Here is a 14988-nt window from a genome sequence, read left to right as displayed (position 1 = left end):
AAAGCGCTTCGCCCGCGCGCGGGTTCAATGCCTCGGCTCCAACATCAGAGGTAGGCCGTGGCCAGTCAGATCGAGATTTGCAACCAGGCCCTGACGAAGATCGGCTCTGCGCGGATCACGAGCCTGGCCGACACCAGCAAGCAGGCGAAGACGCTCGCGGCGATCTACGACGTGAAGCGCGACGCCGAGCTGGCCGCGCACCCGTGGTCGTTCGCCATGGCGCGCTCGTCCATCCCGGCGTCGACGACCGTTCCGGCCTTCGGCTGGACGAAGGCATTCCCGCTGCCGAACGGCTTCCTGCGCCTGGTCGAGGTCGGCGAGAACTACGTGATGTACCAGAGCGGCGGCGGCGAGCTGTTCCACCTGGAAGGCAACGCGATCCTGTGCAACGAAGGTTCGCCGCTGCGCATCCGCTACGTGCAGCGCGTCGTCAACGCCGGCCTGTACACGCCGCTGTTCGTCGAGGCGCTCGCTTGCCGGCTCGCGGCTGAAGTCGCCGAGGATATGACCCAGTCCATCTCGAAGCGCGAGGCGGCCTGGCAGGAGTGGGACCGGGCGATCAAGCTGGCCAAGCGCACGAACGCGATCGAGCTTCCGCCGCGGCCCCTTGCGGATGGCTCGTGGTGGGGCAGCCGGTGAAGGCCAGCCCGATCCAGACCAGCTTCAACGGCGGCGAACTGTCGCCGATGGTGGCCGGCCGCGTGGACGTTGCGAAGTACGGCAACGGCTGCAAGCGCCTGGTGGGGTTCATCCCGACCGTGCAGGGCCCGGCGATCTCGAGCCCCGGCATCCGCTTCGTGTCGGAGGTGGACGACAGCGCCGATCGCACGTGGCTGATGCGGTTCGAATTCTCGACCGATCAGGCCTACATGCTGGAGTTCGCCGACTCGGTGATCCGCTTCTACACGAACCGGGCCGTGCTGCTCGACGGGGGCGTGCCCTACGAGATCGCCAGCCCATGGCCAGCGGCAGACCTGACCAACGCAGACGGCACCTTCGCGCTGCGCTTCGTGCAGACCGGGGACGTGATCTACATCGTCCACCCGGACTACCCGCCCTGCAAGCTCTCGCGGCTCGCGCCGACGAACTGGACGATCGCGGCCGTCGACTTCAAGCCTCCGCCATTCGCCCCGCTGAACGACACCGCGACCACGATGTACGCCAGCGCCGCCACCGGCGCGGTGAACATCATCGCCAGCGCATCGGTCTTCACCGCCGCCATGGTCGGCCAGTACGTCTACCTCGCGGAGAAGGACGTGCGCGACAACCCGATCTGGGAGGCCGGCAAGGCGATCACCAGCGGCAACATCCGCCGCTCCGACGGCAAGAACTTCGAGGCGCTGAACAGCGGCACCACCGGAAGCATCCGCCCGACGCACAACGAGGGCGCGGTCTACGACGGCGACGGCACGGTGCGGTGGCAGTACCTCGACGCTGGCTATGGCTGGGCGAAGATCACCGGCTACACGTCGGACACCCAGGTTGCCGCAACGGTGGTCTCGCGCATCCCGAACGGCGCGGTTTCGTCCGGCCAGGCTTCGAAGCGCTGGGCGATGTCGGCCTGGGGCTCGGTCAGCGGTTACCCGACCGCTGTGACCTTCTTCCGCGAGCGGCTGGTGTTCTCGCGCGGATCGACGGTCTGGTTCAGCGTGGCCGCCGACTTCGAGAACTTCAGCTACGAGATCGACGGCGAGATCGGCTCCGATGCCGGATTCGACCGCACGATCGCCTCCGATCGCGTCAACACGATCCGCTGGCTCTCGCCCGGCAACGTGCTGCTGCTGGGCACCACCGGCGACGAGTGGGCGATTTCGGAGCAGACCACGAACGAGGCATTCGGCCCGGCCAACGCGCAGACGCGCCGGCAGAGCACCTACGGCTCCAACCTGGTCGCCCCGATCCGCATCGGCGACGTCACGCTGTTCATGCAGCGATCGGGCCGCAAGATGCGCGCGATGGCCTTCCGCTTCGAGGAAGACGGCTTCAAGAGCGACGACACCACTGTGTTCGCCGACCACATCACCGCGCCGGCCATCATCGACATGTCCTACCAGCAAGAGCCATGGTCGATCGCCTGGTGCGCGCTGAGCGACGGGGCGCTGGTCGGGCTGACCTTCAACCGCGAGCAGGATGTCGTCGCCTGGAGCCGGCGCCCGATCGAGGGCGGGGTCGTCGAGACCGTCGAGACCATCCCGGCGCCCGACGGCACGCGCGACGATCTGTGGCTGATCGCGCGCTTCACCGTCGACGGGCAGACGAAGCGCTACATCGGCTACCTCGAGAACGATGCCGACCTGACGACGGCGCAGGCCGACTGGTTCTATGTCGACTTCGGGCTGACCTATGACGGCGCGCCCGCCACGGTGTTCTCCGGCCTAGAGCACCTGGAGGGCAAGGTCGTGTGGGTGCTGGCCGATGGGGCGTCCCACCCGGATCGGACCGTCGAGGGCGGGGCGATCACGCTGCAGCTGCCGGCGTCGAAGGTGCACGTCGGCCTGCCGAACCGCGGCCTGCTGGAGACCATGCAGCTGAACGCCGGTGCCGCCGACGGCACGGCCCAAGGCAAGACCAAGCGGGTGCACTCGATGGTCGTGCGGCAGATCAACTCGCTCGGCGGCATGGTCGGCCCCTCCGAGGACGAGCTGCAGGACCTGCAGGACCGCCTGCCGTCCACGCCGATGGGTTCGCCGCCGCCGCCGTTCACTGGCGACATCAAGATCGACTGGCCCGGCACCTACGACATGAATCCGACGGTGGTCGTGGTGCGCGACAAGCCGATGCCGATCAACGTCGTGGCCCTGATGCCGCAACTCGTGACGCAAGACCGATGAGCCTCGTGATCATCCCGTTTCACGTGAACCACATCGAGCTGATGACGGTGCAGCCGGCGCAGCGCGACGAGTTGCGCGCGAGCCCGCCCGCAGCCTTCGGTGCTGCGTGGACTGCGGTCGCCGACGGGCTGCCGATCGCCGCAGCTGGCCTGGTCGACGTGTGGCCCGGCCGTGCCTACGCCTGGGCCTTGCTCGGGGACGACGTGGGCCGGTGGTTCGTCAGCGTGCACCGCGCGGTCCTGCGCGCGCTCGAACGCTCCGCGGCGCGGCGCATCGAGATGGCTGTCGACGCCGATTTCGCCGCCGGCGCGCGCTGGGCCGAGATGCTCGGCTTCGCGCGCGAGACCCCGGAACCGATGCAGGCCTACCTGCCCACCGGCCGGCCGGCCTACCTCTACGCACGGGTGCACTGATGGCCTTCGCTGCCTATATCCCCTACATCCTCGCCGCGGTCGGGACCGTCTACGCCGGGGCCGCTGCCAACGCGAACGCGAAGGCGCAGTCCCAGCAGATGAAGAACGACGCGCTCACCGCGCGCCGCGTCGCCGGTGCCCGCGAGGAGCAGCAGCGCCGCACCAACCGGCAGCGCCTGGCCGCGCAACGCGCGACCGTCGCCCAGACCGGCTTCGACCCGAACACCGGTTCCCTGGCCATGCTGCAGGTCGAGAGCGCCGGCAATGCCGAGCTCGACGCGCTGACGACCCGCTACAGCGGCGAGCTGCAGTCGCTGAGTCTCGAGAACGGCGCCGCCACGGTGCGCGCCAGCGGCCGGAACCAGCAGACCTCGGGCTTCCTGAACGCGGCCGGCGTGCTCGGCTCCGGCTACGCGCGCTACGGCATGGGCCCGCGCCTGATGCCCGAGAGCGCGCAAGCCTCGTTCCGGCAGAGCGAGTTGATCGCACAGAAGGGCGGCTACTGATGCCGAAGATCCCGATCATCCAGTCCGAGCTGTCGCCCGGCTTCCAGCGCACCGGCGGCGGCGATGTCACCCCGATCAACCTGGACGGCCTGACCCAGGGCGCCTTCCGCGCGCTGGACAGCGTCGAGCGGCGCGACGCGGAGCAGGCACGCCTCGCCGAGCAAGCTCGGCAGCTGGCCGAGCGCCAGGCCCAGGACGAGGCAAACGTCTCGGTCTCGAACACGATGAGCCTGGCGCATGCGAACTGGGCCGAACGGCTCGCCCAGCAGCAGCAGGACGCCCCGGCCGGCGCTGCGGGCTTCACGGCGTCGACCATGAAGGACTTCGACGCCTGGCGCGACGAGACCGAGAAGTCGGTGCCGGAGCGCGGCCGCAAGCTGTTCCGCCTGCAGTCGGACAGCTTCCGCACGCAGATCCATGGCCGGGCACTGTCGTTCGAGACCCAGGCCCGGCAGGCCAAGCTCGAAACCGACTGGGAGGCCGGGCTTGACGACGACCGCCGTGCGGTGTGGGCCGACCCGAGCCAGTACCAGGACGCGCTCGCGCGGCGCGCCGTCACCGCCGACAGCCTGAACCTGCCGCCCGCGGTGAAGGACAAGCTCGTGTCCAAGGCGCGCGACGCGCTGACCTACACCGCCGCGATGGGCCTGGTGCGCAACGATCCCGCGGATGTGCTCCGCCGCCTCGGCTACGGCTACGCGCCACCGGAGAGCCCGCAGCAGGATGGCGAGTGGGTGATCCCGGCCGACGTGCAGGCGGAGCGCGATGCCGAGCGCATGCGCATCCTGAAGCAGGAGCAGTCCGATCCGTCGTTCGATGACGGTACCCGTGCCGCTGTCGGCCGTGAGATCGCCCGGCTGGAAGCACAGATGGCCGCCCGGCCGCCGGCGCGGCGCCCGCCGCCGCTGAAGACGGAGCGGGTCGACTTGGCGAAGGACCCGGTGTTCAGCAACCTATCGCCGGAGCGCCTCGACACCATCACCAACCACGCCCTGACGCTGGTTCGCCAGCAGGAAGCCGGCGCGCGCGCGGCGACCGCAGCGGCGCAGGCGGAAGGCCTGAAGCTCGCTCGCGGGGTCATGTCGGCGTGGGACAACGGCTACGCGCAGGACCCTGCGATCGTGTCCGCGGCCAAGCGCGCGGTGCAGGGCACGCCGGCCGAGATCGACCTGCTGACGGCCGAAGCCCGCTTCGGGGAGGCGCAGCGCTTCCGGCTGATGAGCCCAGCGCAGCAGGCCGAGTACCTGAGCGTCACGCGCCCGCAGGCGACCACGCCCGATGCGGCGGTCCTGCACGAGAAGCTGACCGGCATCAAGGCGAGCGCTGACGCGGAGATCAAGCGCGACGCCTTCACCTACGGCGCCAAGCTCCTGAACCTGCAGCCGGCCGAGGTGGACTGGTCGAGCCCGCAGGCGGTCGCGCAGACCCTGCCGGCGCGCGTGCAACAGGCCGCGGTCATCTCCGCGAAGCTCGGAAAGGAAGTCGCCCCGATCACCGTGCAGGAAGCCGAAGCCTGGGGCACCCGGATCGAGGCGCTGCCGCCGCTGCAGCGTGCGCAGAACATCGCCGAGATGACCGAAGCGCTCGGCGCACCGGCGTCCGTGGCGCTGGCGCGCACGATCCGCGAGAAGAACGTGCCGCTGGCGCTGGCCATCGCCATGGGCTCCGACGGCACGACGTCGGGGCGCTTCGCGTCCGAGCTGGTGCTGCGCGGCCAGCAGGCGCTGAAGGACAAGACCGTGAAGGTCGAGGGCGGCGCCGAGGTGGGCTGGCGCGCCCAGATCACACGAGAGATCGGCGATGCCTACCCGAACGAGGATCAGCGCCGCGACATGATCGAGGCGGCCTATCTGGCCAACATCGGCATGGCGGCCGAGGGCGGCTTCGACCCGGCGCGCGCGGTGCGGATGATCACCGGCGGCCTGACCGAGCGCGGCGGCGCGAAGGTGCCGCTGCCGCGCGGCGTGTCCGCGGACGACTTCGACAAGCAGATTCGTTCGGCCACCTCGGCCAACGTGCTGAACCTGCCGCAGGGCGACGCCGACCAGGCGAAGCGCGCCGCGGTCTACGTGCGAGGCAACGCCGTGCCGATGGCCGACTTCCTGCAGGCGCTGCCCGACGCCCGGCTGGTCTACGTGAGCCAGGGCCGGTACTCGGTGCAGGCCGGCGGGGCGATGGTGCTGAACGCCCAGGGGCAGCGCGTGATCGTGAGGTTCCCGTAATGCTCGATGCCCTGTATCAGGAGGGCACCGACCGGGTCCTCGACGACCTGGCCCGCCGCCCAGCTCGCCCCGCGCCGGCGCCGGATTACAGCGTCTGGCGCGGTGTGCCGCGCGCACTCGGGAGCGGCGCTGCAGCCTTCGGGGCGGAGCGCGCCGGGTTCTGGGCCGACGTGGCCGGGGCCTTCGGCGAATCGCTGGCCACCACCGAGGGCAGCGCCGGCGGCATGTTCGCGCTGCAGTCGCCGCAGGAGCGCACCGAGTCGCTGCAGGCGGCCGATCGGGTCGGGCAGGGCTTCAGCAGCGACGCCGGCGACCTGTTCCGCAACGTGGCGCGCAGCTACCGGCCGGACGCGGCGACGGCGCACTGGTCGGAGCAAGTCGTGTTCGACCTCACCCGCGGCCTGCTCAAGGCCGGCACCGACGTTCTGACCTTCGGCCCGGCCGGCGCGCTGCTGTCGGCGGCGGACGAAGGATCGATGGTGGCCGATGACCTGCGGCAGGAAGGCGTCGACCTCGGCACCCGCACCGCAGTGGGCGCAGTCGGCGGCGCGGCGCTCGGAGCCGGGGCGGTGCTCCCGCTGGCCGGCACGACGGTCGCCAAGACCGCAGCGCTCTACGCACTGGGCGGGCCGGTCAGCTTCATGGCCCAGCAGCAGGCCACCCGCGCCGTTCTGCAGGCGGCCGACTACGACAAGATCGCCAGCCGGTACGACCCGCTCGACCCGGTCGGGCTGGCGGTGGCGTCGCTGATCCCGGCGCCGTTCGCGGTGTACGGCTTCCGCAGTGCTCGAGCACGCACGGCCGCGCAGCACGTCACCCCCGAGCAGGCCGATGCCGCGCGCGTGGCGCACCTGGTGCAGGAGCAGCAGACGCACAGCCTGGCCGAGCCGGCCGACCTCAAGGCGCATGCGGCCGAGGCCCGGGCGATCGAGACCGCCGAGATGCAGCTGGCGCGCGGCGAGCGCGTCGACGTGACCGACATCGTTCAGGAGCGCGCGGCGCTGGGGCGGGCCTACGACGAGGTGCGCGCCTCATCGCAGGGCGACCGCTTCGATCCGCTGGTGGAGATCAAGCCGGCCGACATCGAGGCTGTTGCGGTGTCGCGCGGGGGCTGGAAGAAGCTCGGCGACGCCGAGGTGAGGGGGGCCGGATTCGGCCTGGTCAAGTTCATCTGGCGGCACGGCGAGGAATCGGACAAGCCACCAGCGTTCCAGGTGTCGCGCGATGACGTGCTGGCCTTCCCTGAGATCATTCGCCGGTACGAGCCGGCAGAGGAAGCTTCCGGTGACCGCGGCCGCGCATGGCGGGTCGAGCGGGAGGGGCCGGATGGTGAGATGCGGACGCTGGTCTACGCCGACAGCGTGATCTCCGGGGCCGAGGGGCGCCACCTGGTGACCGTCCACGTGCAGGAGCCGGGCGCATCGGACACCAAGGTGATGTCCAAAGAAAAATCCGACTGGTCTGAGTCCCTCGGTAAGCGGTTGCAGGCTCACACCGAGGATACCGGACGGACGCTTGTTGCACGCCGTGGGTCAGAGCAGTCGGACGGTGGCATTGTATCCGAACGCCTTGGCGGGTTCGCCGACCGCATCGCCGCCGGCGTGCGTTCTGCCCGGGTCGAGGCGAAGGCGCAGGGCCTGCTGCCGGAGCGCGCCAGTGCCGCGGAACCGAGCCAGGAAGCGCCGTCAGCGCCCCCGAAGCCCGCTGCCGAGGGGACTGCAGCGCCGGCATCGCCAGGCCAGAAGGCCGAAACCGGCGCCGCGAACGCCCGGCTGGCCGAGATCGAGCGCCAGTACCCGGACTTGCAGGTGATGCTCGACGGCATGGACAAGCCGATGCGCCTGTCCGACTTCCTTGCCGCCGTGAAGGCCGAGACCGATGCGGAGTTGGCCGACGCTCCCCTGTACCAGCTGGCCGCAGAGTGCGCGCTGCTGAACGGCTTCAGCCGATGAACTCGGCCAGGGTGATGGCCCCGACCAGCAGCAGCACCGGCACCACGATGACGCCCATGGAGAGCAGGTATTCCTTCGTCGCGTGCAGGGCGTGGCGCCAGCTGCCGGACCCGGCCCAGACCATCAGCGGAATGATGGCCACCAGCGCGGCCAGCGCGGCGAAGGTCTTGAGAGAGGTGAGAAGCACATGAACCCCAAGTGCCGGCAGGCCCTGAATTCTGCCCGAGTCGCCACCGGCGGCAAGCCCCTGACGGACGCCCAGGCGCAGGCGATCGACGACCGCATGGCCGCCACGATGCGCAGACTGGCGAAGGACGACGCACAGGCGTGGACGGCGACCCCGGCCGACCAGCGTCTGCTGCTGGCCGCCCAGCGCGTGCAGGAGGACATCGCCGCCGAGGCGGCCCGCAAGCTGGAGAACGCCCAGCGCCAGGCGCTCAAGACCGCCGAGACCGAAACCCGGTTGGTCGATTCGATGGTGCGGCAGAAGGGCTGGACGCGCGCGCGGGCGCTGGTCGAGGACTACCAGCGGACCAACGCCTACATCGACGGGGTGAAGCGAGACGGCACGCGCCAGCTGATGGACCTGATCGATGCCTCGACCTCTCAGCAGGACGCGAGCCTCGGCCGTCGGGCGCTGATGGTGCTGTTCGACGCCGAGAACCCGACGATGTCGCGCGACCTGGCGCTCGAGGTGTTCGCGCAGGGCAAGGCCGGCACTGGCAACGCTGCAGCACAGAAGGGCGCGCAGGCGTGGCTCGAAGTGACGGAGGGCATGCGCCAGCGCTTCAACGCGGCCGGCGGCGATGTCGGGCGGCTGGACTATGGCTATCTGCCCCAGGCGCACGATCAACCGCGCGTGCTGGCGGCCGGCGCCGAGAAGTGGGCGGCCGATGCGCTGCCGCTGCTCGACCGCTCCCGCTACCTGCGCGAGGACGGCGCGCGCATGAGCGACGCCGAACTGCTCGACGTGCTGCGCAGCGCGCACGAGACCATCGCCACCGGCGGCGCCAACAAGGTGGCTCCGGGCGCATCGCGCGGCACCGGCGCTCGAGCTAACCGCGGCAGCGAGTCCCGGGAAATTCACTTCGAGGACGGCGAGGCCTACCTGGCCTACCTGAAGCGCTACGGCACCGGCTCGATGTACGACGCCATGATCGGGCACATCGGCGGTCTGTCCCGCGACATCGGCCTGGTGGAGCGCTACGGCCCGAACCCGGAAGCGCAGATGCGCCTGCAGTTCGACCTGTACGAGCGCGCCGACGGCGTGCGCGGTAGCCTGCTCGGGCAGATCGCCGAGAACATGGCCGGGCCCGAAGCGCAGTGGTCGGTGCTGTCCGGTGCCTCCGGCCAGGCGCAGTACGCGCGCATCGCGCAGTTCGGCCAGAACGTGCGAAACATCGAGACCACAGGGAAGCTTCAATGGGCGGTGCTGTCGAGCCTGACCGACACCGGGACCTACTTCGTGACCACCGGCTACAACAAGCTGGGGTACTGGCAGGGCCTGCGCAGCCTGGGCCGTGCCGCTTCGGCGGACACCAGAGAGTTCATGAACGCCCACGGCTTCATCGCCGAATCGATGGTGTCGGACCTGAACCGCTGGAGCGGCGAGCACATCGCGAACAACTGGTCGGGTCGCATCGCGTCGAGCACGATGAAGCTCTCGCTGATGAACGCCTGGACGGACACGCTGCGCCGGGCTTTCTCGCTGACGATGATGCAGGGCCTGGCCCGGCTGTCGAAGACCGAATGGGGAGCGCTCACCGAATACGACCGCTGGCGCATGTCGAGCAAGGGCCTCACCGAGGCGGACTGGGACCTGATGCGCCGGGCCGAAATGGCGCAGCACCGCGGCGTCGACTTCATCACCCCGGACGCGATCTATGCAACCGGCGACCCGCGCGCCGGGGAAGTGGTCGCCAAGATGATCGGCATGATCACCGACGAGTCGGAGATCGCGATCCTGAATCCTGACCTCACGACGCGCGCGATCACCTCGGGCGGCGGCGCGCAGCGCGGCACGATGGGCGGTGAGCTCGCCCGTTCCACTGCGCAGTTCAAGTCCTTCCCGATCGCGATGATCTCGCGCCACTGGCGCCGGATGATCGACACGCCGCAGGGCCTGGAGGGCGCGCCGCTGATGGCAAACCGCCTGGTCTACGCGGCCGCGATGATGACGAGCCTGACGGTCCTGGGCGCGATCGCGTTCCAGACGAAGCAGCTGGTGGCCGGCAAAGACCCGGTCGACATGACGACGCCGAAGTTCTGGACCCGCGCGGTGGCGCAGGGCGGTGGCCTCGGCTTCGTCGGCGACATGCTGCTGACCGACACGGCCGATGACCGCAGCCCCCTCGACACCTTCGGCAAGTCCTTCCTCGGCCCAGGCTTCGGCAGCGCGGCCGAGCTGTACGAGCTGACGAAGGGCAATATCGACGAGATGAACGCCGGCAAGGTGACGCACTTCGGCGCGGAAGCCTTCCGGTTCGGGCGCTCGCACGCGCCGCTCGTGAACCTGTGGTGGGGCAAGGCCGCGCTCGACCATGCGGTGCTGAACTCCGTGCAGGAGAACCTGAGCCCAGGCTATCTCGCCCGCGTCCGCAACCGGGCGCAGAAGGACTGGCGCCAGGGCTACTGGTGGGAGCCGCAGGACACGGCGCCAGATCGCGCTCCGGACCTCGGCGCCATCGCCCCGTAAGCAAAAACGCTTCCCGGCTCCGACGGGAGCATGCCGCAGTCTCTTCAGGGCCTGCGCGCAATGACCGTCGAAGCCACCACCAGTCGGGCGCAATACTCGACAAACGGCACCTCCGGCCCCTGGACGGTCCCGTTCTATTTCCTCGAGAACTCGCACCTCCGCGTCATCTACACCGACGCGGACGGCGAGGAAACGCTGCTGGCGCTGAGCGTCGACTACGACGTGATCGGCGCCGGGAACCAGAACGGCGGGATAGTCACGACGACCGACGCCTATGTCGCGGGCGGGTCCATCACCGTGCTCCGCGATGTGCCGGCCACGCAGCTCACCGACTACCGCACGGCGGACGCCTTCCCGGCGAACACTCACGAGGGCGGGCTCGACAAGAACGTGATGCTCATCCAGCAGGTGCTGGAGGTGATGAGTCGCGCGCTCGTGTTCGGCGCGGCTGAGCTGACCACGCCGATTCTCCCGTCGGTGTCGGCACGTGCGAACCGGCTGCTCGGCTTCGATGCCATCGGGCGTCCGACGGCCCTGATCCCCGAGGCCGGCGGCGCATCGGCGCTGGCGCTCGACCTGCTGAACACCACGCTGGGCTCGAAAGGCGCGGCGCTGATCGCGTTCGATCCCTCCAACAGCTACGACGATGACGCCAAGACGGTAGCCGCGGGCCTCACGCGCTACATCGACGCCGGCTACTACCTGTCGCACAACTCGGCGATCGACCAGACCGCGGCGCTGATCGAGGCGTTCGAGGCGGGTCGCGACCAGGGGCGCGATGTCGTGCTCCCGCCGTGGGAGATCCGGGTCGACGGCCAGCTGCCGCTCTACAGCGACTTGACAGTCATCGGGCGCGGTCGATCGCTGCTGAACTTCGCGAACACCGCGCTGTCGTCGACCGATGCGCTGATCTCGGGCACGGGATCGCTCGGCACGGCCGCGCTGCTGACCGTGGCAGCCACGAAGTGGACGAACCAGCTCACGGCGCCGGGCAGCAACATCGCGGTGGGCGACTGGTTCCGCGTGGTCTCGACGGTCGATGCCAACAGCGCCTCCGCTGGGGAGGATCAACTCGGCGAGCGTGCCGATGTGGTCCCCCTGGGCGAGCCGCTCCAATGCGTCGCCAGGCCGTCCGCGGACGTGATCCAGGTCCGCGGCATGCTGCGCTTCGGCTACCCGATCGGCGCGGCGGTCAAGAAGATCACGCCGCTGTCGAACGTGCTGCTGCGCGACCTCACCGTCGAGCAAGCGTCCGTCTCGAATCGTCTGGTGGAGGCGACCCTCGCCGACTGCATGCGCATCAACGGCCTGGATGTGCGCAACGCCGGCGGAGAGGTGATCTACCGCGGCTGCTTCAACGGCTCGCGCATCGACCACATCAAGAGCCACGCAGCGCCTGACACGGCGCTGGCGACCAACCGGCAGGCCGTGAAGATCACCGACGGCTCGGCCGGCGTGATCCTGGCGGACTTCGATTTCGCCAACGGCGGACAGATGGTGGACGTGACCTACACGCCGTCGCTCTCGGCCACCCTGGCGGCTCCGACCCTGGACACGCTGATCCAGCGCGGGCACATCCGCAACACGAGTTTCTCTGCGATCACAGATCACCCGACCTGCGACGGCACCGTCATCGCCGACGTGACGATGCAGCAAGTGCGCGGCGCGGTCTACGTCCGCTCCCGCAACGCCACCGTCAAGAACGTGTCGGCCTGGGGCGAGTTCGGCGCCACCAACGGCAACGGTGTGTGGCTTGGCGAAGACGGCTATTGGAACCAGGCGACCGTCGAGGGCTGCAAGATGCATGGCTTCGACATCGGCTACCTGATGGCCGGGTCGGGCGCTGACATCACCCGGCGTGACGCCAACCTGAGCCACAACCTTTCCAGCTATTGCCGGGTAGGCGAGCGCTGGGGCTCCGTCAACACGCCCGACGGCTCCGGCTGCCTGTCCCTCGGCAGCCGCCACCTGTTCCCGACCGAGGCCGGCATCGAGATCGGCGGCGATTGGGTCGGCCTGCGCGTCCGCGACTTCCTCGTGCGCGGCGGTGTGCCCACGGTCGGCGCGGTCAACTTCACCTCCTCCTCGACCAGCGTCGAGATCGAGGGCCAGGTGGCCGACATCGGCGGCAAGCCCGCGATCACGGTCTCCGCCGGGACGCCGACCGATGCGCTGATCGACATCCGCCGCTTCGGGAACGTGGCGCAGAACTCCGGGCTCACGCCCGCGATGGTGCGGGCCAAGCCGCGGCAGATCGCTCGCGTCACGTCGTTCCTCAACACCCCGCTGACCGGCACCACGTCGGAGACGAACCTGCTGACGACGTGGCTGCGCACCGCGGCCGGCGAGTTCAACGCCTGCAGCCAGCTCGTGATCAAGCTGCGCGGCACGCTGACCGGCACCGCGGGCACCAAGACTTTCCGCTGCTCGACGCCGGGCGGGGACGTGCTGAGCCAGGCGTTCGTGCTGTCGGCCTCGGCCAATGGCACGTTCGAGATCACGTTCACGATCGACGGCACCGGCGACGCGACGCAGCGCGCGTGGACGAGCTTCAGCGCTGACGGCCTGTCCGCGCAAGACCCAGGCGGGCCGACGAACCGCACCGTGGCGGTCGCGGCCGGCTTCTCTCTCAACCTGAGCTGCCAGCTCGCGAGCGCGGCCGACTCCGTGACGATGCTCGGGGCGGATGCTTTCCTGACGACGACATGACCATGCGCATCCTCATCCAGCTGATCCTGTGCGCCTATCTGATGCTCCCGATGCAGGCGAGGGCGGTCGAGATCATCGTGAAAGACCCGCTTGACTACTCGCTCAAGCAGTACGGCCTGATCCTCGGCGTCAGCCTGCTGGGGGGCATCGCGGCCTTCTACACGAAGGTCCGCAAGGGGGAGGTCGATGCCACGAGCATCACGGCCTTCATCGGCGAGATGGCGACCTCCGCGCTCGCCGGGCTCCTGACCTTCTGGTTCTGCGAGTACCTCAACCTGCAGCCGGTACTGACCGCCGCGGTGGTCGGTATGGCTGGGCACATGGGGGCGCGAGGAATCGCCTGGGCAGAGGGCGCGCTGCGTCGTCGGGCTGACCGGCTGATCGGTGGTGACTCGGGGCGGTGATGGACTGGCCGATCAACCAGGCCGGCGTCGAACTCCTGAAACAGTGGGAGGGGTGCAGGCTCACCGCCTACCAGGACATCGTGGGCGTCTGGACGATCGGCTGGGGCCGTACCACCGACGTGCAGGAAGGCGACACCTGCACGCAGGAGCAGGCCGACGAATGGCTCCGGGAGGAACTCGTCGGGTTCCGGGACGCAGTGCTCAAGGCGTGCACCAAGCCGCCTACTCCGAACGAACTCTCCGCCCTGACCGTGTTCGCCTACAACGTCGGCGTCCGGGCCATGACGCAATCCACCGCACTCCGGCGCCACAACAACGGCGACCCCGAGGGCTGCATCGAGGCCATGAAGTGGTTCAACATGGCCGGCGGACGGGTGGTCAAGGGACTGATTGCGAGGCGGCACGCTGAGGCCGTGCTGTACCAGGCGTGATCCGCTTCATCCTCAGCCTGATGCCCTGGTGGGTCTGGGCGCTGATCCTGGCCGGCCTGGGCGCCTGCGCAGGGATCGCGGTGTGGCGCACGGCGACGACGGTGGAGCGGGCGAAGTGGCAGGCCGCCACCCTCGACGCACGCGAGCAGGCTCGGCTCGAAGAGAAGGCCCGGTCCCAGCGCGCCGCCTCAGCAGCGGCCGAATTCGAGCGCTGGCGCCGCCAGCAGGACCGCAGACTCACGGAGGCCAGCAATGCCCTGTCCATCGCCCTCAGAACGCCGATCTCCTGCCCGGCCACGCTGGCGGAGGTGGTTGTTCCTGCTGCCGCTGTTGACGAGCTGCGCCGCGCCGGTGACGACGCGCCCGGACACGACGCCCCTCCCGCCGAACTTGTCCGTTGAGTGCTGGGAGGGCCCGGCGTGGCCGGATGGCGACGTGCGACTGGGTGAGATGCTTCGGATCATCGCTGCCCGTGAGGCTGCCGCGGCGGAGTGCCGGGCTCGGGTGAGGGCGATGCTGAAGGCGTGGCCGACCTAGACCCCCTGCTGCTTGATCTTCTCGCCCCGCAGGAAGCCGCTGGTGTGCATGCCAGCGATCTCCTCCTGGGTCTCCGGGAGGCTCCGCATCTCGGCCGGCCCCTCCCGAACGGCTGTCGGCCACCGGGCCAGCGCCTGCTCCTCGGTCATCATCCAGCGGGTGACGTGGGTCCGCTTCGGGTCGTAGTCGAGAGGGACGCGCCAGCGCCAGTACGGGACTGTCTTCATGGGGGCATCGTAGCGCCGGGCCGCGCCAGCTACTGGCACTGCTACTCCAAGGCCCGTTCCC

Annotated in this window: 13 protein-coding genes; 11 read left to right on the top strand and 2 right to left on the bottom strand. The window is 69.6% G+C overall.

Annotated features, from left to right (window positions below; all coding sequences use genetic code 11):
* The first annotated feature begins 57 nt into the window (after positions 1-57).
* The 6 genes from C1M51_RS02800 to C1M51_RS02775 are packed head-to-tail and all read left to right on the top strand — an operon-like array spanning position 58 to position 7924.
* A complete protein-coding gene (locus C1M51_RS02800) occupies positions 58-639 on the top strand; it encodes a hypothetical protein (RefSeq protein ID WP_129448123.1) in 582 nt (193 codons plus the stop codon).
* Positions 636-2831, top strand: coding sequence for a hypothetical protein (locus C1M51_RS02795; protein ID WP_129448122.1), 2196 nt, complete (start codon positions 636-638; stop codon positions 2829-2831). Before C1M51_RS02800 ends, C1M51_RS02795 begins: the two co-directional genes overlap by 4 nt.
* Positions 2828-3244: a hypothetical protein gene (locus C1M51_RS02790; RefSeq protein ID WP_129448121.1), complete on the top strand. Its 417-nt coding sequence runs from the start codon at positions 2828-2830 to the stop codon at positions 3242-3244. The genes C1M51_RS02795 and C1M51_RS02790 overlap by 4 nt, the downstream gene beginning before the upstream one ends.
* Positions 3244-3750, top strand: coding sequence for a hypothetical protein (locus C1M51_RS02785; RefSeq protein WP_129448120.1), 507 nt, complete (start codon positions 3244-3246; stop codon positions 3748-3750). Before C1M51_RS02790 ends, C1M51_RS02785 begins: the two co-directional genes overlap by 1 nt.
* On the top strand, positions 3750-5972 hold the full coding sequence (locus tag C1M51_RS02780; protein WP_129448119.1) for a hypothetical protein: 2223 nt from the start codon (positions 3750-3752) through the stop codon (positions 5970-5972). Before C1M51_RS02785 ends, C1M51_RS02780 begins: the two co-directional genes overlap by 1 nt.
* Positions 5972-7924 (top strand): hypothetical protein, encoded by a 1953-nt coding sequence (locus C1M51_RS02775; RefSeq protein WP_129448118.1) that lies wholly within the window; start codon positions 5972-5974, stop codon positions 7922-7924. Before C1M51_RS02780 ends, C1M51_RS02775 begins: the two co-directional genes overlap by 1 nt.
* Here C1M51_RS02775 and C1M51_RS02770 read toward each other — a convergent pair.
* A complete protein-coding gene (locus tag C1M51_RS02770) occupies positions 7914-8111 on the bottom strand; it encodes a hypothetical protein (RefSeq protein WP_129448117.1) in 198 nt (65 codons plus the stop codon). The genes C1M51_RS02775 and C1M51_RS02770 overlap by 11 nt on opposite strands.
* Here C1M51_RS02770 and C1M51_RS02765 point away from each other — a divergent pair, their 5' ends adjacent.
* Genes C1M51_RS02765 through C1M51_RS02745 form a run of 5 tightly spaced genes read left to right on the top strand, consistent with a single transcriptional unit; the run spans position 8112 to position 14564 of the window.
* A complete protein-coding gene (locus tag C1M51_RS02765) occupies positions 8112-10619 on the top strand; it encodes a hypothetical protein (protein ID WP_129448116.1) in 2508 nt (835 codons plus the stop codon).
* 30 nt (positions 10620-10649) lie between these two features.
* A complete protein-coding gene (locus tag C1M51_RS02760; RefSeq protein WP_165349632.1) occupies positions 10650-13328 on the top strand; it encodes a hypothetical protein in 2679 nt (892 codons plus the stop codon).
* On the top strand, positions 13325-13732 hold the full coding sequence (locus C1M51_RS02755) for a phage holin family protein (RefSeq protein ID WP_129448114.1): 408 nt from the start codon (positions 13325-13327) through the stop codon (positions 13730-13732). Before C1M51_RS02760 ends, C1M51_RS02755 begins: the two co-directional genes overlap by 4 nt.
* Complete coding sequence (locus tag C1M51_RS02750; RefSeq protein ID WP_129448113.1) at positions 13732-14163, top strand: lysozyme; 432 nt, start codon at positions 13732-13734, stop codon at positions 14161-14163. The genes C1M51_RS02755 and C1M51_RS02750 overlap by 1 nt, the downstream gene beginning before the upstream one ends.
* Positions 14160-14564 (top strand): hypothetical protein, encoded by a 405-nt coding sequence (locus C1M51_RS02745; protein WP_129448112.1) that lies wholly within the window; start codon positions 14160-14162, stop codon positions 14562-14564. The genes C1M51_RS02750 and C1M51_RS02745 overlap by 4 nt, the downstream gene beginning before the upstream one ends.
* 132 nt (positions 14565-14696) lie before the next feature.
* Here C1M51_RS02745 and C1M51_RS02740 read toward each other — a convergent pair whose 3' ends face one another.
* Complete coding sequence (locus C1M51_RS02740; RefSeq protein ID WP_129448111.1) at positions 14697-14927, bottom strand: hypothetical protein; 231 nt, start codon at positions 14925-14927, stop codon at positions 14697-14699.
* Positions 14928-14988 lie beyond the last annotated feature (61 nt).

The organism is Methylibium sp. Pch-M, from assembly GCF_004136295.1.
Lineage (GTDB): Bacteria > Pseudomonadota > Gammaproteobacteria > Burkholderiales > Burkholderiaceae_C > Methylibium > Methylibium petroleiphilum.
This window is presented reverse-complemented; position numbering and strand designations above follow the sequence as displayed.

Excerpts from the sequence above, each read along its gene's own strand:
- C1M51_RS02775 (WP_129448118.1), top strand. The coding sequence starts at position 5,972 with ATGCTCGATGCCCTGTATCAGGAGGGCACCGACCGGGTCCTCGACGAC.
- C1M51_RS02750 (WP_129448113.1), top strand. The coding sequence starts at position 13,732 with ATGGACTGGCCGATCAACCAGGCCGGCGTCGAACTCCTGAAACAGTGG.
- C1M51_RS02785 (WP_129448120.1), top strand. The coding sequence starts at position 3,244 with ATGGCCTTCGCTGCCTATATCCCCTACATCCTCGCCGCGGTCGGGACC.
- C1M51_RS02765 (WP_129448116.1), top strand. The coding sequence starts at position 8,112 with ATGAACCCCAAGTGCCGGCAGGCCCTGAATTCTGCCCGAGTCGCCACC.
- C1M51_RS02760 (WP_165349632.1), top strand. The coding sequence starts at position 10,650 with ATGCCGCAGTCTCTTCAGGGCCTGCGCGCAATGACCGTCGAAGCCACC.
- C1M51_RS02740 (WP_129448111.1), bottom strand. The coding sequence starts at position 14,927 with ATGAAGACAGTCCCGTACTGGCGCTGGCGCGTCCCTCTCGACTACGAC.
- C1M51_RS02780 (WP_129448119.1), top strand. The coding sequence starts at position 3,750 with ATGCCGAAGATCCCGATCATCCAGTCCGAGCTGTCGCCCGGCTTCCAG.
- C1M51_RS02790 (WP_129448121.1), top strand. The coding sequence starts at position 2,828 with ATGAGCCTCGTGATCATCCCGTTTCACGTGAACCACATCGAGCTGATG.
- C1M51_RS02755 (WP_129448114.1), top strand. The coding sequence starts at position 13,325 with ATGACCATGCGCATCCTCATCCAGCTGATCCTGTGCGCCTATCTGATG.